General features: G+C 64.5%; 21 protein-coding genes. 6 read left to right on the forward strand and 15 right to left on the reverse strand.

The features are described 5' to 3' along the window. Positions 1 to 34: 34 nt before the first annotated feature. Complete coding sequence (locus tag APS40_RS03770) at positions 35 to 1,303, reverse strand: ABC transporter substrate-binding protein (RefSeq protein ID WP_055045790.1); 1,269 nt, start codon at positions 1,301 to 1,303, stop codon at positions 35 to 37. Positions 1,304 to 1,570: 267 nt separating this feature from the next. On the opposite strand from APS40_RS03770, the gene APS40_RS03775 reads away from it, so the two are divergent. From APS40_RS03775 to APS40_RS03790, 4 genes are read left to right on the forward strand one after another with little or no spacing between them, the layout of a single operon-like run. After that, positions 1,571 to 2,734 (forward strand): ROK family transcriptional regulator, encoded by a 1,164-nt coding sequence (locus APS40_RS03775; protein WP_055045791.1) that lies wholly within the window; start codon positions 1,571 to 1,573, stop codon positions 2,732 to 2,734. 18 nt (positions 2,735 to 2,752) lie between these two features. Next, complete coding sequence (locus tag APS40_RS03780) at positions 2,753 to 4,246, forward strand: M81 family metallopeptidase (protein ID WP_055045792.1); 1,494 nt, start codon at positions 2,753 to 2,755, stop codon at positions 4,244 to 4,246. 27 nt (positions 4,247 to 4,273) lie between these two features. Next, the gene (locus APS40_RS03785) at positions 4,274 to 5,359 is read left to right on the forward strand and encodes an ABC transporter ATP-binding protein (protein ID WP_055045793.1); all 1,086 of its coding nucleotides are present in this window, start codon (positions 4,274 to 4,276) and stop codon (positions 5,357 to 5,359) included. A 29-nt stretch (positions 5,360 to 5,388) separates the two neighbouring features. Continuing rightward, the gene (locus tag APS40_RS03790; RefSeq protein WP_055045794.1) at positions 5,389 to 6,750 is read left to right on the forward strand and encodes a M24 family metallopeptidase; all 1,362 of its coding nucleotides are present in this window, start codon (positions 5,389 to 5,391) and stop codon (positions 6,748 to 6,750) included. A gap of 396 nt (positions 6,751 to 7,146) precedes the next feature. Here the strand turns inward: APS40_RS03790 and APS40_RS03795 are convergent, their stop codons facing one another. Together APS40_RS03795 and APS40_RS03800 are read right to left on the reverse strand one after the other, a co-directional pair. After that, a complete protein-coding gene (locus APS40_RS03795) occupies positions 7,147 to 7,392 on the reverse strand; it encodes a hypothetical protein (protein WP_055045795.1) in 246 nt (81 codons plus the stop codon). A gap of 66 nt (positions 7,393 to 7,458) precedes the next feature. Continuing rightward, positions 7,459 to 7,881 (reverse strand): hypothetical protein, encoded by a 423-nt coding sequence (locus APS40_RS03800; protein ID WP_055045796.1) that lies wholly within the window; start codon positions 7,879 to 7,881, stop codon positions 7,459 to 7,461. An 822-nt stretch (positions 7,882 to 8,703) separates the two neighbouring features. Here APS40_RS03800 and APS40_RS03810 point away from each other — a divergent pair. Further along, a complete protein-coding gene (locus APS40_RS03810) occupies positions 8,704 to 9,678 on the forward strand; it encodes a DUF930 domain-containing protein (protein ID WP_082434174.1) in 975 nt (324 codons plus the stop codon). An 82-nt stretch (positions 9,679 to 9,760) separates the two neighbouring features. Here the strand turns inward: APS40_RS03810 and APS40_RS03815 are convergent, their stop codons facing one another. From APS40_RS03815 to APS40_RS03845, 8 genes are all read right to left on the reverse strand, one after another. Then, positions 9,761 to 10,564: an alpha/beta fold hydrolase gene (locus APS40_RS03815; protein WP_055045799.1), complete on the reverse strand. Its 804-nt coding sequence runs from the start codon at positions 10,562 to 10,564 to the stop codon at positions 9,761 to 9,763. Next, entirely contained in the window at positions 10,565 to 11,191 is a 627-nt protein-coding gene (locus APS40_RS03820) for a TetR/AcrR family transcriptional regulator (protein WP_055045800.1), read from the reverse strand. A 434-nt stretch (positions 11,192 to 11,625) separates the two neighbouring features. Then, positions 11,626 to 11,829: a cold-shock protein gene (locus APS40_RS03825; protein WP_055045801.1), complete on the reverse strand. Its 204-nt coding sequence runs from the start codon at positions 11,827 to 11,829 to the stop codon at positions 11,626 to 11,628. A gap of 251 nt (positions 11,830 to 12,080) precedes the next feature. Beyond that, positions 12,081 to 12,299: a DUF6894 family protein gene (locus APS40_RS03830; protein WP_055045802.1), complete on the reverse strand. Its 219-nt coding sequence runs from the start codon at positions 12,297 to 12,299 to the stop codon at positions 12,081 to 12,083. Positions 12,300 to 12,431: 132 nt separating this feature from the next. Then, positions 12,432 to 12,644: a hypothetical protein gene (locus tag APS40_RS03835; RefSeq protein ID WP_055045803.1), complete on the reverse strand. Its 213-nt coding sequence runs from the start codon at positions 12,642 to 12,644 to the stop codon at positions 12,432 to 12,434. Positions 12,645 to 12,700: 56 nt separating this feature from the next. Beyond that, positions 12,701 to 12,871 (reverse strand): hypothetical protein, encoded by a 171-nt coding sequence (locus APS40_RS24770; RefSeq protein ID WP_156342825.1) that lies wholly within the window; start codon positions 12,869 to 12,871, stop codon positions 12,701 to 12,703. Beyond that, complete coding sequence (gene rpsU / locus APS40_RS03840) at positions 12,868 to 13,134, reverse strand: 30S ribosomal protein S21 (protein ID WP_055045804.1); 267 nt, start codon at positions 13,132 to 13,134, stop codon at positions 12,868 to 12,870. The genes APS40_RS24770 and rpsU overlap by 4 nt, the downstream gene beginning before the upstream one ends. Next, on the reverse strand, positions 13,118 to 13,408 hold the full coding sequence (locus APS40_RS03845) for a hypothetical protein (RefSeq protein WP_055045805.1): 291 nt from the start codon (positions 13,406 to 13,408) through the stop codon (positions 13,118 to 13,120). The genes rpsU and APS40_RS03845 overlap by 17 nt, the downstream gene beginning before the upstream one ends. Before the next feature lie 232 nt (positions 13,409 to 13,640). On the opposite strand from APS40_RS03845, the gene APS40_RS03850 reads away from it, so the two are divergent. Continuing rightward, positions 13,641 to 13,823: a hypothetical protein gene (locus APS40_RS03850; protein ID WP_055045806.1), complete on the forward strand. Its 183-nt coding sequence runs from the start codon at positions 13,641 to 13,643 to the stop codon at positions 13,821 to 13,823. 207 nt (positions 13,824 to 14,030) lie between these two features. Here the strand turns inward: APS40_RS03850 and APS40_RS03855 are convergent, their stop codons facing one another. From APS40_RS03855 to APS40_RS03870, 4 genes are all read right to left on the reverse strand, one after another. Next, positions 14,031 to 14,453, reverse strand: coding sequence for a hypothetical protein (locus tag APS40_RS03855; protein WP_055045807.1), 423 nt, complete (start codon positions 14,451 to 14,453; stop codon positions 14,031 to 14,033). A 91-nt stretch (positions 14,454 to 14,544) separates the two neighbouring features. Continuing rightward, positions 14,545 to 14,685, reverse strand: a complete 141-nt coding sequence (locus APS40_RS25495; protein WP_335338177.1) for a hypothetical protein — start codon at positions 14,683 to 14,685, stop codon at positions 14,545 to 14,547. Positions 14,686 to 14,976: 291 nt separating this feature from the next. Beyond that, the gene (locus APS40_RS03865; protein ID WP_055045809.1) at positions 14,977 to 15,561 is read right to left on the reverse strand and encodes a hypothetical protein; all 585 of its coding nucleotides are present in this window, start codon (positions 15,559 to 15,561) and stop codon (positions 14,977 to 14,979) included. Further along, positions 15,558 to 15,887: a class I SAM-dependent methyltransferase gene (locus APS40_RS03870; RefSeq protein WP_055045810.1), complete on the reverse strand. Its 330-nt coding sequence runs from the start codon at positions 15,885 to 15,887 to the stop codon at positions 15,558 to 15,560. The genes APS40_RS03865 and APS40_RS03870 overlap by 4 nt, the downstream gene beginning before the upstream one ends. Positions 15,888 to 15,984 lie beyond the last annotated feature (97 nt).

Consider the following 15,984-nt stretch of genomic DNA (forward strand, 5'->3'; position numbering starts at 1 on the left):
GGCGCCGCCTCGCGTGGGTTGCGTGGCGGTCAGCTCACCACTTGATGAAGGCGTTCTCGGCCTGTGCTTCCTTGCGCAATCCTTCGAGCGTCGTGATCAGTTCGGCCTTCACGGTGTCCGACGGCTCGATGGCGAAGCGCTCGATCTGGTTGCCCAGTTCCGTGCCGAGGTCGGTCGGCAACAGGAAGAACAGGTTGGGCAGCACGGCATTGTTGGCCGAAGCCTCGGCGAACTGCTTGGTGAACGCCGCGCCGGCATGACCGTAGACCGACGGGCTGACATTGATGTTGGGCGCAAGCGACCCCTTGAGCGTGGCAAAGCCCGCCTGTCCCTCGGGGGTGGTCGCCGCCTCGATGAAGTTCTCGGCCGCCGCGACGCCCGGCCCTTCCGGCACGGCCATCACGTCCATCTGGAAGATCGACTTGCCGACGGTGCCCGGCGCCTGGAACATGTCGAAGCCCTCGCCGGCCTTGAAGCCCGCCGTCTCCATGTAGCCGGCCGCCCAGATGCCCATCATGAACATGGCGGTGTTGCCGTTGATCAGGTCGTCGGCGGTCTGCGTCCAGCTCTTGCCGCTCCAGTTCCGGGCGTAGCAGGACACCATGCTGTCGCGATAGGTATCGAGCGCCTGACCGAACTCGGGGCTGTCGAAGCCCAGCTCGCCGCTGGCAATCTTGTAGTAGCCCTCGACGCCCACCACCGAAACCAGGGCGGCGTAGAAGTTGTAGAGGCTCCAGAACGTGCCGCCGGCATTGCCCAGCGGCTCGTAGCCGGCAGCACGCAGGGCGTCGCATGCGGCCACGAAGCTCGGCCAGTCGGTCGGCACGGCGACACCGGCCTTCTCGAAGGCCGCCTTGTTGTAGAAAACGTTGTTGATCAGCGACAGATCGAACGGCACGCCATAGGGCACCCCGTCGACCTTGACCACGCGCTGCACGCCTTCGGGGAAGATCTCGTCGCCCTTGATGCGGGCCCACACATCGGTCAGCGGATGCAACTGGCCACCGTCGGCGAAGGTCTTCAGCTCCGACGCCATCGAGCTTTGATAGAGCGCCGGCGGGGTGCCGCCGAGGAAGGCGGTCTGCAGCTGCCGGCGCATCTCCACCGCGTTACCCGGGATGACGACGCTGGAATACTTGAAATCGGGCGACCTGGCATTGGCCACGTCGACCAGCGCGTTCATGCCGGCGAGCTCGGAGCCGGCGGCATAGTAGTTCCAGACCTCGGCGGCCTGCTGCGCCTGCGCGGCACCGGTGGACAGAATTCCAAGGCCGATTGCGGCCAGGCAGTGCTTGATCTTCATGTTCCCTTACCCCTGAGCCCCTGAGGCCCTTTTCATGATGCAGAGAATTTCTTCTCACAAGAAAAAACTGAAACAGGAACCTCACATTGTCAACCGGATAGGCACTCTCGCACAGCTGCAAATTTTTCGTGCATATCTAACACACTGTATTTCAACGTCTTTATTTTGGCGTCGCGTCCCAGCCTGGCGCCGCGACGCCTTCATGCGCTTGACCACCCGCTTCGCACCGGCTTATTTTTCTTCTCACGAGAATAAGGACCTCTGAACGTGGACCGTTCGTTCCTCAGGCGCTTTCACGCCAGCACCATGTTTCATCGCATCCGGGTGGAACCTGGCGTTTCGCAGCGCGGCATCATCGAAAAGACCGGGTTCGACAAGTCGACCGTGTCGTCGATCGTCAACCAGTTCGTGGCGCAGGGCCTGGTGGAACGGCGCGGCAAGGTCAGCGAAAGCGGCCGTGGGCGCCCATCCGACGAGCTCTACATCTCGCCCACCGCCGGCATCATCGTCGGGGTGGAAGTGGAGTCGGCCAAGATTCGCTTCGTCGCCTGTGGTCTTGATGGCTCGGTGCACGCCCAGACTGCCATTGCCTATGATGGCGGGCCGGATGGCGTGGAGCAGCTGATCGCCGAAGGTGGCCGCCAGGTCGTCCAGGCCGCCGGCGTCGATGCCAGGGTCATCGCCATGGGCGTCTCGCTGCCGGGCCTGATCAAGAAGACCGGCGTCATCGTTCACGTGCCGGTGCTTGGCTGGCGCGACGTCGATATCCTCACCCGGCTGCGCAGCGTGCTGGATTGGCCGATCTTCGTGGGCAATGACGGCAAGGCCGCCGCCATGGCCGAGCACATGTTCGGCAGCTGCGTGAACATCGAGAATTTCATCTACGTGCTGTTCTCGGACGGCGGCGTGGGCGGCGGGCTGTTCCTCGACGGCTCCCCCCATACCGGCTCCGATGGGCTCGCGGGCGAACTGGGGCACATCAAGATCGTGCCGCAGGGCCGCTTCTGCACCTGTGGGGCGGCGGGGTGCCTGTCGGCCTACCTGTCGGCGCCGGCCCTGATCGAGGAAATCTCCCGTCTCGGGCCTGCCCGCCCCCGCTCCTACGAAGATATCATCGAGCTCGCGCAGCAGGGCGACCCCATCGTGCTCAACGTGCTCGAGCACGCGGGCGATGTGCTGGGCTCGGCGGTGTCGAGCCTCATCAATATCTTCAACCCGCCCGTCGTGGTGCTGGGCGGCCATATCGGCCCGGCCGCGCCGTTCCTGTCGGCGGCGCTCGACCGGGCGCTGCAGCGGCTGGCGCACCCGGCCATGTATGCCCGCACCTCCATCAGGTTCGCCGAATCCGTCGTCGGCACGCCACCCCTGGGCGCTGTCGCCCTCGCCCTCGACGGGGTCACCGACATCGTCGGCACCAACGTCCTTCCTTGAGCCCATAGAAAGTTCACCATGCGTCTCGCCATAGTCGGCCTCTCCATCGAAATCATGCTCGCCTCGCCGGCCGTGACCGGGATTTCGGCGCTGCAGCAATTCGATGCCACCCAGATGCGCGAGGGCGACCTGTGGATGGTGCGCGGCATGCTCGCCCGCATCGCCGAGGACGCCGACATCGAGCCAGTGCCGCTCTACTGGGCCACGGCGCTCCCCGGCGGCATCATGACCGCCGAGGCTTATGACATGGTCAGGCGCAAGACCCTCGGGCTGCTGGCCGAGACCCCCGACCTAGACGGCGTGCTGGTGGTCAACCATGGTGCGCTCGAAGTCGAAGGGCTCGATGCCGACGCCGATGCCGACTTCGTCGGCGCCATCCGCGAGCTGGTCGGGCCCGACCTGCCGATCGCCGTGGCGCTCGATCTGCATGGCGATATGACCCCTGCCCTGCTGGCGGCCGGCACGGTGTTCTCGGTGCTGCGCACCGCCCCGCACCGCGACGACAAGTCGACCGGCTACCGCGCCGCCGACCAGCTCATCCGGGTGATCCGCAACGGGCTGAAACCCAGGAAGGTGGCGATCAGCCTGCCGATCCTCATTCCCGGCGAAACCGCCGTGACGTCGGAAAGCCCGGCCCGCGAACTCTATGGCAGCCTGCCCGAGTACGACGCGGTGCCCGGCATGATGGAAGCCAATATCCTGTTGGGCTTCGCCTGGAACGATCGGCCCTGGACCAAATGCACGGCGTTCGCCGTCAGCGAGGACAGCGCCGAGCTGGCGCTCGAACAGGCAACCCGGCTCGCCCAATCGATCTGGGATCGGCACGAGCAGTTCATCCTGCGCATGCAGACCGCCGAAGTGGCCGAGGGCCTGCGGCTGGCGCTCACCAGCCCGCAGCGGCCGGTCTATGTGTCGGACTCCGGCGACAATACCACTGCCGGCGCTGCCGGCGAGCTGACCACCGTGCTGCAGGCGGCGCTGGACCTGGGCGGCAACGAGGACGTGATCATCGCCGGGATCACCGCCCCCGAGACCGTGGCGGCCCTCAACGCCGCCGGCGTCGGGGCCGATGTCGCGCTGCTGCTGGGCAGCGAGCATCTGTCGCGGCCGAAGACCGCGCGCCGGGTCGTCGCCCATGTCGAAGCCTGCGGCGAGGTCCTCGACCTCGGCGGTTTCCAGCCCTACCGCTCGCGCGAAGCGGCCTGGGCCAGGGTGCGGATCGGCAATGTCGTCGCCACGTTCCATGCGCAGCCGATCGGCATCACCACGCCGGAGCATTTTCGCGCCATGGGCATCGATCCAGAGGCCCATAAGCTCTACGTGGTCAAGCTCGGTTACCTGCACCCCCGCATCGAGGATATCGCCGCCCGGCACATCCTGCTGCTCAGCGACGGCGTCTCGCAACTCGATATGGCGCGGCTCGAATGGCGGCGCATCGCCCGGCCGACCTGGCCGCTCGACCCCGACTTCGCCTGGACCCCGGCCGGCAACATCTACGGCGACGCGGCCTGACGGCGCCCGCGACAGCAGGAGAACAGCATGGCAGTCGTAAAGCTCGACAGGGTCGTGAAGGCCTACGACCAGTTGCAGACGGTGCACGGCATCAGCCTCGATATCGCCGATGGCGAGTTCATCGTGCTGGTGGGCCCCTCCGGCTGCGGCAAATCCACCACGCTGCGCATGGTGGCGGGGCTCGAAACGATCACCGACGGTGAGGTGCAGATCGGCGGCCGGCGGGTCAACGAGCTGCAGCCGGGCGACCGCGACATCGCCATGGTGTTCCAGAACTATGCCCTTTACCCGCACCTCAGCGTCGCCGAGAACATCGTCTTCGGCCTGAAACTGCGCAAGGTCGGCAAGGCCGAGATCGCCGAGCGCTTGCAGCGCACGGCGGAAATCCTCGGGCTGGAGCAGTTGCTGGAGCGCAAGCCGCGGCAGCTTTCCGGCGGACAGCGCCAGCGTGTCGCCATGGGCCGCGCGCTGATCCGCAACCCCTCGGTGTTCCTGTTCGACGAGCCGCTGTCCAACCTCGATGCCAAACTGCGCGTGCAGATGCGCACCGAGATCAAGGCGCTGCACGCGCGGGTACCGACCACGACGATCTATGTGACGCACGACCAGGTAGAGGCGATGACGCTGGCCGACCGGGTGGTGGTGATGAACAAGGGCCGCATCGAGCAGATCGCCGCGCCCGAAGAGCTCTATCGCAATCCGGCCACCCGCTTCGTCGCCGGCTTCATCGGCTCGCCCGGCATGAACTTCTTCACCGTCACGGTGACTGATGGCGACAACGGGTTGTCCGTGCGCCTGCCCGATGGACAGAGCCTCGCGGTGCCGGCGTCGCGATCCGCCTTGTTTGCTGAGCTCAGCGGCAGGCCGGCCGTGCTGGGGGTCCGCCCCGAGCACCTGAGCCTCGCCGAGGGTGGTGCTCCGCTGAGCATCACGGCGGGCCTCGTCGAACCGCTCGGCATGGAGACGCTGGTGCATTTCACGCTCGGCAGCGAACCGGCAGTGGCGCGCCTCCTGCCGCAATCATCGCTGCGCAGCGGCTCCACCCTGCGCCTTTCCGTGGACATGGATCGCGTCCACCTGCTCGACCCCGCCACCGACGCCGTGCTCGGCTGACCTCACTCGACCACCATCAAGGACTATAAATGAGCCATCTACAGACCGTTGCCGTGCCCGAGTTCGGCGTCCCGCTGGTCCGTCCGCAGATCCCGGCGGCAACGCTCGCGGCGCGCTGCGACGATGTCTATCGCCGTGCCGGCACGACCTGGGTGTTCGTCTATGCCGACCGCGAGCACAATGCCAACATCCTGCACCTCAGCGGCTTCGATCCCCGCTTCGAGGAGGCCGTGCTGCTGCTCGGGCCGAATGGCCGCCGCATCGTCGTCACCGGCAATGAATCGGAGAGCTTCACCGCGATTTCGCCGCTGCCCGACCTCGAGGTCAGGCTCAGCCAGTCGATGAGCCTGATGGCCCAGGACCGCACCAAAGCCCCCAAACTCGAAACCGTGCTGCGCGAAGCCGGCCTCAAGGCCGGCGACACGGTCGGCGTCGTCGGCTGGAAGTATCTCGAACCCGAGGAATGGGACGAAGGCGGCCACGGTTTCCTGGTGCCGCACTACATGATCGTGCTGCTCGCCCGGATCTGCGGCGGCTACGAGGCGCTGACCGACGTCACCGCGCTGCTCTCGCATCCGCAGCATGGCTCGCGCAGCATCGTCGACGCCGACCAGATCGCCGCCTTCGAATGGGCCTCGACCCGCGCCTCGGCCTCGGTGTGGAATGTCGTCCGCCACGCCCGCCCCGGCATGCGCGAGATCGAGGCGGCCGCCCACCTCGGCTATGCCGGCGAACCGTTGAGCGCCCACACCATGTTCGCCTCGGGCGACGCCGGCCACGCCATCCATGGCCTCAACAGCGCCGGCGCCCGCACGCTCCACCAGGGCGACGGCGTCACCACCGCCGTCGGCTACTGGGGTGGGCTCAGCTCGCGCGCCGGCCTGCTCGACGATGCGGACGCTGCGTTCGTCGCCACTGCCGTTTCGTATTTCGACGCACTGGTCACCTGGTACGAAACCGCCGATATCGGCACCACCGGCGGCGCCCTCAACCAGGCCGTCATCGGCAAGCTGGCCGAAGCCAACCTCAGATCCGCACTCAACCCCGGCCACCTCGTCAGCTACGACGAGTGGAGCCACTCGCCGGTGCGTCCGGGTTCGACCGAGACGCTGCGCTCGGGCATGGTGTTCCAGGTCGACGTGATCCCGGTGCCGATGCTGCCCGGCAAGGCCCTCAACTGCGAGGACACGGTCGCCATCGCCGACGCGGCGCTGCGCTCCGACCTCGCGACGAGGCACCCCGAGACCTGGGCCCGCATCGAGGCGCGCCGCGCCTTCCTCCGCGACAGCATCGGCGTCAGCCTGGGCGAACACCTGCTGCCGCTCTCCAACATCCAGCTCTGCCTGCCCCCGCTCTGGCTGAAATCGGACCACCTGATCGTCCGGAGCTAGCACGGGCGCGGCGGCCTGCGCCGCCCCTACCGGGCTTCGCAAACAACAGGGCCGGGGCTCCGCTCCGGCTCTCTCCGGGCAGTGGCGTCCGCTTCGGGCCGAAAGCGCAGAGCATTTCCGATCTCGATAACAGCTCGGCGGCAACTGCCCTCGCTCGATCGAACGCCTTGAGAAGGCGGATCGCCCCTCGCAGAGCCGGTTGCAAAGATCGCTGGCTATCGGTTTGGAAACGGCGCAGTGTCCACGTTGGACCGGCTAGCTCCAGAGTGGCCGGGTCGGACCTAAGCCGGTTCGGCGGCGTCTGTCCGCAAGCGGATTGCCTCCACCACGAAGTGAGCGAGGCTCCGCACAGCGCGTGGCATTCTGGCGTTGAGCCTCGCCGCTACGTACGATCAGCTACCAGAGCGGCCTCGATGGGAACCGTCTCTCATCATAACCCAGCCGCCATTGCCTAACGTCCGCCAGCGCCGTCGCATGGTTTGCGCCTTTCCGATCCTTCACGAGCGTCGTCAACTGCTCTTCGTTGTGCACCATCGACATGTCCAGGGTGGTCAAAAACGGCCAGCGATCGTGTGCGATGGCCCTTTCGGCTACCAAGACGGTCAACGCCTCCGGTGACAATCCACCTTCGTATCCAAACATTGCACTTACTCCGAAATGGTCGGGCGTCGCCGCCTGGCCGGATAACTGCCGATCCCGTCACGGCAGCTAGACCTTCATCGATCCAACCAAGCGACCCGCCTCGGTGATCATCAAGCTGGCACCGTCCCGTGCCGCAAGCCCGCGAGACACGAGGAAGAACACAGCTCCTTCGTCGTCGCTACCAAACAGGCGCCTCAGCGGGACGGCCCCGGCATTGAGGTTACGAAGCAGGTTGTACGAATAGACCGGTATGAACTCGTGACTAGGACCGGTTCCATATCCCTCGCCCGCAGTGGGAGGGATCGACTCCTCCGCTGCTTCGTGAACGAAACATAGTGCTTCAATCCACGCACCGACTTTGCGGGGAACCTCCTCCGTGCCAGCGAGCCATGCGGTTACGGCCTCAGACGGAACATCGATCGCTTCGGCCAATGTATCCTTCGGCCAGCGCACGACGCGCAGGCACTCTTCCAAGCGTTCGGGCGTCATAGCATAGTTCCTCCATTGGATGATTGGCGCTGGAGACGGAGTGCGGCCGACCGGCCGTCTCCAACGCCTCGAACGGACGACGGCCTGACCGGTGGGTATTGGTGAACCTGACCTGCGCGCCGCGCCCGACGTTCAGTTGATCAGCCACTTCTGGCGGGAGAAGGGAGCACCGGGCCCCACAGGGTCAAACGCCTCGTCGAACCCAAGCCTCAACGAAACTCTGCGTCCGTCCTGCAGGACCAACCTGATCCGGCCGGCAGTCCTGTCCTGGACGAACGCCGTGAGCCTTTGTCCGTCGGGCCGTTGGATTGAAAGGGTGTCCGAAGTGATCACTCGGACCACCTGATGTTCGGACACAACCGTCAGGTTCGCACCGCGGCCCAACTCTGCCTGATCGAGGTCGGCGTACCACTGGCTCAATGGGCACCTGAAGGGACGAACCCGATGAGACCGTCACGAATGATGTCGCGTCGGTCACTTGATGCGCCACCTCTCCGGTCCTGGCGGCCGTTGAGCACGCCTAGACCGACGACCATTGGCAGGGTGACGAAATGAAGTCGCGCTCGCTGACTGGCGAAGCTGTCGCGTTTTGCCTTGCGGCTATCGCTTATCATTTGGAAGCTTTCGTGTCGGCTACATGCCCCAAGAACGGAGCGGCTCAGTCATCTCAAGCGGACACGAGGAGATGGCTGAGAGGAAGGCCTGACACCCTCCTAGCCTACATATGGGTACTCTGGGGGCGAACGCCTAATTGTTTCTTGCGCTCCAAATATCCTTGCCCCTCCCCACCGAAAGCCCACAATCGTCATAGCAGGCTGAACCATGAGCGAAGTCACGCCGCCAGAGCCGACGCCCCCCGAGCCGCCAAGGCGTACCCCATGGGCCGTCTGGGGCACGATGGCTTCAGCAATGCTGCATGTGGGGCTGCTGGCGTTCTTGCTCTGGCAGCCGCGGCCCGACAGCGCCGAAGCCAAACCGCCAGCGGCCATCGACGTGGAGCTGGTGCGGCCCCCGGAGGCGATCAGCGCCAGCAAGCCGCCTGCGGAGGACCCAGCGGAGGAGGCCGCGGCGGCGACCTTGCCGCCGGCCAAGACGCCCCCCGCCGAACCGCCACCGGCAGAGCAGGCAGCCGATCCAACGCCATCGGCGGCGGAGACATCTCCGCCCGAAACAGCGGTCCCGAGGACCGAAGACAAGGCCTCCGCCACCGCGGCATCGGAGCCGGTGCGGGGTTCGCAGACCTCGGCAAAGGGAGCCCCGATACCGCTGTCGCGTCCCAAAGTGAGGGGGCTGACCGCCCCAGCCAGCGTGCCGGATGGAGCCGTTGCCGCAGTCACGGCCGACACTGGCGAGATGGCGGACGGAACAGCCCCGCCGGCTCCGTCGGCGGAGCCCGATGTCGCGACGCTTGAGCTCGGCGCGCTGCGCAGCGCCAAGCGCTTCTATCTCGAGGCAATGCTGAGTGTTCCCAGCATGGCGCGGGCGCGCGCGATGCTCGAAACCCTGCCGCCCGAAAGGCGGCTGGCGCAAACCTGTAACATCGAGGCCCTGGCCCAGATCGGAAATGCCGGGGAAGGCTTCGCGCCCGACGTGGTGATGGCGGAAGCCTATGCCAGATCGAAGATGACAGGCACGCAACTGACAGCGAGCGGCGCGATCTTCCGCTCCGGAGAAAGGTGGTATGGCCTCGCTTTCGACTGCACGCTCAGCGACGACCTTACGAGCGTCACTGCGTTTTCCTATCGTCTCGGCGCCGACGTGACCGATGCGGTGCTTGCTCGACTGAACAAGACCTAGCCGGAGCGGCAGACGCCGGGCTCCAGCACGCCGCCGCGCGATCGCGTCCACTACAGCACCCGGACCTGAGTTGGTCGACCGGTTACTGGTTGAAGAACGTCTTCAGTACACGGGCCATGAGTTCGGGGGCGACGACATGTCCCTGCCCATTGAGCGTGTGTCGTTCGGTCTGGGGGACCGCAGCGGCTATCATTTCCGCGGCGCGGTCGAAGAAGTCGGTCGGCAGGCCTGCGAACTGGGGCTCGGTGGTCGGACCCTCGGTGCTCACCAGGACCGGCTGAGTGATGCGGGCAAGTCGGCTCGTGGGGATCTTGTAGTCATTGAGGATCACGGCGTCTTTGACGAGCGTGTGGGCAAGCGCGACGGACGAGGCCCAGATCGGGTACTGTTTGTAAGCCGCGATGTCCGCGTCTGGTCCGCCGGTAAGCCTCATGAACAGTTCCAGGAGCTCCTCGTCCCGGCCGGCTTTGTCTGCCTCGTGGGTGTCCGCGAGGTACTGGTTGAACCTCGGCCACTGGTCGTCCCCGATCACGTACGGCACATCCCACACGGCGATCTTGTCGATCGCCGAACCTGCCGCTGCTGCCTCCAGCGCGAGGGCGCCGCCAGATGAGGCGCCATACACGTGAGCTGAGCCGCCGGCTGTCGCAATCAGCGCGTCGAGGTCTTCCACCTCCCGCGCCAAGGCGTATGGCGGTGTATCGCCGCTGGCACCCCGGCCACGTCGTGCGTAATTGTAGACTGTGAAATGGTCGGCAAGGAGCCGGGCCAGCGGCGCGTTCTCAGCGCCGTCGTCCAGGGTGCCGCCGACGAGGATCACCGCCGGGCCAGTGCCTTTCCGGTCGTAGGCGATCCTCGTGCCGTCCGCGGAAGTGACATGGGGCATCTACTTCTCCCTTGAAATCGTCTTGCGGACCCGTCGCGCCGGCACAGCAAAGAGCAGCCGGAAGTAGCGAGCCAGATGATCGAGGCTGTCGAGCGCGGCGGGCATACCGTCCAGCGCTTTGGCGAGGATGAACGCGCCTTGCACGACCGCCTGGGTGTGCAGTGCGAGGCTCTCGGCTGTGAGCTCGCCCCTGTAGTCGCTGCGGGCAATTGCCGCCTCGATATCCGTTTCGAGCGTCCGCGCGTGCAACACGATGCTGTTGGCGCAGGCCTCGCGAACGGCGGGATGCGTCACATAGGCTTCCTGCACGATCGTGCCGGCGTAGCAGGTGGCCTCGGGGATCGTGTTGGTGAGCAGGGCTTTGCGCAGTTCGATGTAGCCCAGCAGCCGGTCGAGCGGCTCCGGCGCGGAATGGTAGCTCGCCGAGGCGAATAGTGTTCCGGTGACCACATCCCAATGGGCGGCCGCGGCGATGGCCAATTCTTCCTTGCTGGAAAAATGATGAAAGAAGCTGCCCTTCGTCAGGCCGGCTGCGGCGCAGACATCCTCGATGCGGGTGGCGTGGTAGCCCTTCTCCCGGACGACGTTGAGCGTTGCATTCAGAATTTTCAGGCGTGACTCGTGCATACCGGACCATACCGACTGGTTGGTATGGAGTCAACGACGCGCTGTGTGTCAGGACGAACCCTGGATCAACGGCTCGGTGCAGGGACTTTCGAAAGCAGAAGTGCTTGTAGACAAGAACGGGCGCAGCCGCCGCGATCAGTGCAGCCCGTTGACTAGCCTGGAACGCGGGTGTCTGCTTTGCGCCAGAAGCGGACGTTCGATAACGACGCGCTTATCACTGCTACGAGGGCTGGCGGCTGCTGACCTGAGGCCCTCCCAAGGGCTCCGGCCCAGCGGCGCAGAAGTGTGGTGCGATCCGACAAGGAAAAGCCTCCGGCATCTATCTATCAGCCCGGTCGGCGGACAGCTCGTACCTCGTACATCTACCAAGACTAGCCGCGAACAAAGAAGGACCCCGGAGGGCCCTTCTCAACTACCGCCGCGCTTCTTCGGCGTCAAAGCGCGCGCAGGTTCGTGGCCGAAACCTTGCCATCTCGACCTTTTTCCAGCTCGTAGCTGACCTTCTGGCCCTCATTGAGCGTCGTCATGCCGGACCGCTCAACGGCCGAAATGTGAAAGAACGCGTCCTGACCGCCAGTGTCGGGCTGAATGAAACCGAAACCCTTGGTGGTATTGAAGAACTTTACGGTGCCTTCCATGTGAGGCTCCTTCTTGCCGTGCGGGAGGGCTTCTCCACATCACGTGTGTTCCGCCACGGCAGCGCCGTGTCAGTCTGAGCGCCCACGATGATCAAGAGATAGCCTGCAGGGACCAGTCGGCCCCGATCGGATAGCGCCAGAAAAGCGAAACGTGGCTTGTGGATAGACTACCTGCCGGGATTATTCAAGCTTGGCTTCACGGGGAGACCGGACTGTTTCGTCGTTAGTGCGGCATGATCGAATGTATGCGCCTACCCGATGATCGGAAGCACCGAGAGTACCCGACCGTTGGCGTCGCATACTTCAATTGAATAAAGTCGCAGGTCGCCTTCCAGCGCTTGACCTTCGATCAGCGAGCGCGCGTCTTCAATTGCCCAGGTGTAGGCCGCATGGACGTCCTCCAGCTCTTGCCCTAGCGGATCGGCGTAAAGGCTCGCTCCGCGGCGCACGTGGAAGAAGAACTGCGGCATCGGGCTCTACTCGTCGCCGAGCGGCATAAGGTCGGCTTCATTGACGATCCGCTCGAAACCCTCGCTGTCGCTGCGAACACGATAGCGCAGCGCCCCGCCCTCACAGGGGAGCAGGAACACGACGCTGCACAACTACGCGCCGCGGGCAAGTTCTCGCCAATCAGGCGCCATCGACAGCTGCTGGCCAACCGCGAACCGGTGCTGATGACCGCTGAGCGCAGTCCTGGCCCCAACGCCGGTATTCGTCACCGGCACGTAGGGACGATGAGCTTCGATTGCCTGCTCATTGTCCTGCTTCTTGGGTTGGTTGCGTGAGGGGACAGCGATATTCTTGAACGAAAACATGGTGCTCTCCACCCTCGACGACATATTTGGACAACCGTGTCCCGGGACGTCGGCAGCTAAAGGGTGCGGTCCGCCTTCTTCTTGCGGGCCTGCTCTGCTGCGGCGGTGCGATCTTCTCCCACGCTGGCGAGAATGTCCCGCGCCTGCTTGAGGGTAAGGCCGAACGAACCGGCGAGAAAACCGGCCGTGTACTGGCGCGGCGGCAGCGGATCGGGAGCGTCACTCATGATTGCGGCCGCGGACCCGGGCGGGCAGTCCGCGCGAACAGCTTTGATTTCGGTGCTGCGATCAGGCCCTCGCGGATCGCCTGCTTGCGGGCATTCTTGCGCGAACGCCGCACGGCCTCGGCCTGTCGGCGCACCCGCTCCTCGGACGGCTTCTCGTAGTACTTACGGAGCTTCATCTCGCGGAACACGCCCTCGCGCTGCAGGCGCTTCTTGAGCACGCGCATGGCCTGGTCGACATTGTTGTCCCTAACGGTGACCTGCATTGGCTTTCCTCTTCTGGTTGTTGGTGCCGGACCCGCGCTTTCGGGGCAGCGGATAGTTGTGGTTGGTGTAGAGGCCCCTGAGTTCATGGCCGGCGAACTGTCGGTCGCCGATACGCAGGCGGGCGCCTCTCAGGCTGATGGGAGCCGCTTCCTCGAAGGCGAAGCGCAAGGCATGTGCAGCGCGACGGAAAGCTCGTGAACCGAGCGTGGTAGCGGTCTCCCAGTCGCTGCCGAGATAGAGCTCGGCGCGAGCGAGATAGTCGAATTCTGGCATATGGTCGTAAGACGCCAAGCAACTGCACGGCCGCTCGAAGGCGGCGCGACGCAAAGGTACTGGCGGATTTCTTTCTGTTGGGAGGCGCCGGCGCTCTAGCCCGGCCTCGTTCCCCGTCGCCGTTGCGAAACAGGGTCTCACACGAGCAATGTGAAGGCTCGCGTCCCACTACATATGGCGGCTCGCGGCCGAAATAGCAAGCTCTCCCGCCCCAGGCTGTTATGCTGCCCTGATGGACAAGAACAAAACCGCCCTCGAGCGCGCCTTCGAACTCGCTCGCTCCGGCCGCTACCCCTCAGTCGAACTCATCCGCCGCGCCGTCAGCGCTGAAGGGTATGCCCAGACCCAAATCCAGGGTCGCGAACTCACTCGGCAATTGCGGTCGCTGATCGACTCCTCGTCAGCGATCAAGTGAGTCTCGGGCTTCGATAACTTCCGTTATCGAAGCCCGCTCCGGGCCAGCCGGTCGTCGCAGATGGCCACGCCGCGCCAGAAGCAGAGGTGGATCGGTGTGGGACTATTTGCATCGCTACAGTCTTCTCCACGGCGCTACGAGAAGGACGGTCTCACCGCCTGATGCGGTCGAGGTAGAAATGTCCCAACTCGTTTTGCCATGCAACGCCTAAACGACCATCGAGCCCACGGCGCGGCCCGCCTCCGTTATCACGAGTTCCGAGCCGCTTCGTGCGGCAAGTCCGCGCGACACCAGAAAGAAGACGGCACCCTCGTCGTCGCTTCCGAACAGGCCTTTCAGAGGAACCGGGGCATGACTTAGGTTCCTCAGGAGGTTGTAAGAGTACACCGGAATGAACTCCCGGTCCGGGCCACTGCCGAAGCCGCCACCAGCGGTAGCCGGCTTCGACTCCTCGGCGGCCTCGTGCACGAAGCATAGTGCCTCGATCCACGCGCCAACCTTTCTTGGCACTTCCTCGGCGCCCGCGAGCCATGCCGTTACGGCCTCCGACGGAACATCAATCGCCTCAGCCAGCACGTCTTTGTGCCAGCGTACGAGGCGTAGACACTCTTCAAGGCGTTCGGGCGTCATTGCGGTAATCCTTTTGAATGGTGGCCAGGGTGTCGCTCAACGCTATGCTGAAGGCGGTTGCCCTGCCGCGTAGTTCGACAGGGCAACACAACTAGAATGCTTCCGCGATCTTGAGCTGGCAGGCCTGAGCCAAGTCGGCGTTGGGCTTGTCCATACCGAGCGGGGTTGCCCAGCCGGCCTTCTCGACGATGGCTTTGCGGGAATAGATTGCAGCGCCTTTGAGCTCTGTCATAACCGAGGCTCCCTCGGGTGTGCCGGCCCGCTCTACGCAGTATGGCGTAAGCGCTGCAGCAACGGCGGTGCTCGCGGCCCTTTTGGCCATGTCCTGAGCTGAGCCACCGGTTACCCAGCCGCCCCAGCTAAAGCCAATGATTGCAAGAGCGATGGCGCCTACACCCGCGCCCATGAGGCCGGGTTTCAACCAAGTCGGCATTTGCATTGAAGTGTCCGATCTGTGTCAGACGAGCACGCGAAATGCATGCAAGCGGTTCAACATAACACGCATCGGTTAGCTGACGCGTGCCTATTGTGGCGGGTTGGCGTCATGTTTCAACGCCGCGGCGAGATCATCTTCCTTGACTTCCAGAGCCTCAATCACCCCGTGGCCGGTTAGCATGATGGTTTTGATCAGCCGGAAGGCGCCCCACGAAACGTCCAGTGGTTCCTTCCGCAGGCGTACTTCAAAGGTTCCGGGCGGATGTGTCTCGGTCAAGCCGGGCAGCAGGAAGGCAGAACGAAACGTCACAAACTCCAACTCTTCGTCAGAACCATGTGCCCCCTTAACTCCGGCAGGCTCGCCGCTAATGGCCGGCACGCTGACAGGTGCCGTCGGGGTGCGCTTGACGTACTCGGCCCGAAAAGCCCCCACGTATCGACGCTGTCGCCAGAACCGAAACACCGCACCAGACGCAAAGGCCAGGGTAGCGATAACCGCAAGACCGACAGGCCTACCCACGACGTCGGTTCGAAAATACGCGTCGGCAATAATGGCTGCGGCGGTCGTGAGAGCTGCCGCGATCAGGCCGTAGGTCAAGGCGGTGCCGTTCGGCTTGGGGGCATAGGAGCGCGCTGCGGCCCTGGCGTTGGCAATTCTGGTCGGGGTGGTCATTGCAGCGGTCTTGCGATACCTTCCAGGGCGTCGCGAATGCGGCCATAGCTGACGTGCATTGCCTCGACCTGCCCAGCAAGAGCAGTGTCGAAAGTGCCTTGGGGAAACTTGACATCCTTCAGGCGAGCGACCTGGTTATCGAGCTCGACAATTGCGTCCTTCGCTCTCCCCTGTGCCGCAGAGCGGACCGTCGTAGTGGTGCCGGGTTTCGTGTCGTTCTCCCACCTGTCGAGGCGGATCGACAAGCTGGCGATGTTCCGCTTGAAAGGGAGCACCATGGTGTCGCGCTGGCGAATTTGATGCGCGTCTTTTTTGCCCTTAGGCATCGGGATATCTCCACGGGTTACAGGTAGGTGATGACGATACGGCCGAGCTCTCGGGGTCAGAGACCGCCGGCCTCACGATCGCCTTTCCGAGACTGCG

This window comes from Devosia sp. A16, assembly GCF_001402915.1.
In the GTDB taxonomy this organism is placed as follows: Bacteria; Pseudomonadota; Alphaproteobacteria; order Rhizobiales; family Devosiaceae; genus Devosia_A.

Excerpts from the sequence above, each read along its gene's own strand:
- APS40_RS03770 (WP_055045790.1), bottom strand. The coding sequence starts at position 1,303 with ATGAAGATCAAGCACTGCCTGGCCGCAATCGGCCTTGGAATTCTGTCC.
- APS40_RS03780 (WP_055045792.1), top strand. The coding sequence starts at position 2,753 with ATGCGTCTCGCCATAGTCGGCCTCTCCATCGAAATCATGCTCGCCTCG.
- APS40_RS03785 (WP_055045793.1), top strand. The coding sequence starts at position 4,274 with ATGGCAGTCGTAAAGCTCGACAGGGTCGTGAAGGCCTACGACCAGTTG.
- APS40_RS03790 (WP_055045794.1), top strand. The coding sequence starts at position 5,389 with ATGAGCCATCTACAGACCGTTGCCGTGCCCGAGTTCGGCGTCCCGCTG.
- APS40_RS03795 (WP_055045795.1), bottom strand. The coding sequence starts at position 7,392 with ATGTTTGGATACGAAGGTGGATTGTCACCGGAGGCGTTGACCGTCTTG.
- APS40_RS03800 (WP_055045796.1), bottom strand. The coding sequence starts at position 7,881 with ATGACGCCCGAACGCTTGGAAGAGTGCCTGCGCGTCGTGCGCTGGCCG.
- APS40_RS03810 (WP_082434174.1), top strand. The coding sequence starts at position 8,704 with ATGAGCGAAGTCACGCCGCCAGAGCCGACGCCCCCCGAGCCGCCAAGG.
- APS40_RS03815 (WP_055045799.1), bottom strand. The coding sequence starts at position 10,564 with ATGCCCCATGTCACTTCCGCGGACGGCACGAGGATCGCCTACGACCGG.
- APS40_RS03820 (WP_055045800.1), bottom strand. The coding sequence starts at position 11,191 with ATGCACGAGTCACGCCTGAAAATTCTGAATGCAACGCTCAACGTCGTC.
- APS40_RS03825 (WP_055045801.1), bottom strand. The coding sequence starts at position 11,829 with ATGGAAGGCACCGTAAAGTTCTTCAATACCACCAAGGGTTTCGGTTTC.
- APS40_RS03830 (WP_055045802.1), bottom strand. The coding sequence starts at position 12,299 with ATGCCGCAGTTCTTCTTCCACGTGCGCCGCGGAGCGAGCCTTTACGCC.
- APS40_RS03835 (WP_055045803.1), bottom strand. The coding sequence starts at position 12,644 with ATGTTTTCGTTCAAGAATATCGCTGTCCCCTCACGCAACCAACCCAAG.
- APS40_RS24770 (WP_156342825.1), bottom strand. The coding sequence starts at position 12,871 with ATGAGTGACGCTCCCGATCCGCTGCCGCCGCGCCAGTACACGGCCGGT.
- rpsU (WP_055045804.1), bottom strand. The coding sequence starts at position 13,134 with ATGCAGGTCACCGTTAGGGACAACAATGTCGACCAGGCCATGCGCGTG.
- APS40_RS03845 (WP_055045805.1), bottom strand. The coding sequence starts at position 13,408 with ATGCCAGAATTCGACTATCTCGCTCGCGCCGAGCTCTATCTCGGCAGC.
- APS40_RS03850 (WP_055045806.1), top strand. The coding sequence starts at position 13,641 with ATGGACAAGAACAAAACCGCCCTCGAGCGCGCCTTCGAACTCGCTCGC.
- APS40_RS03855 (WP_055045807.1), bottom strand. The coding sequence starts at position 14,453 with ATGACGCCCGAACGCCTTGAAGAGTGTCTACGCCTCGTACGCTGGCAC.
- APS40_RS25495 (WP_335338177.1), bottom strand. The coding sequence starts at position 14,685 with ATGACAGAGCTCAAAGGCGCTGCAATCTATTCCCGCAAAGCCATCGTC.
- APS40_RS03865 (WP_055045809.1), bottom strand. The coding sequence starts at position 15,561 with ATGACCACCCCGACCAGAATTGCCAACGCCAGGGCCGCAGCGCGCTCC.
- APS40_RS03870 (WP_055045810.1), bottom strand. The coding sequence starts at position 15,887 with ATGCCTAAGGGCAAAAAAGACGCGCATCAAATTCGCCAGCGCGACACC.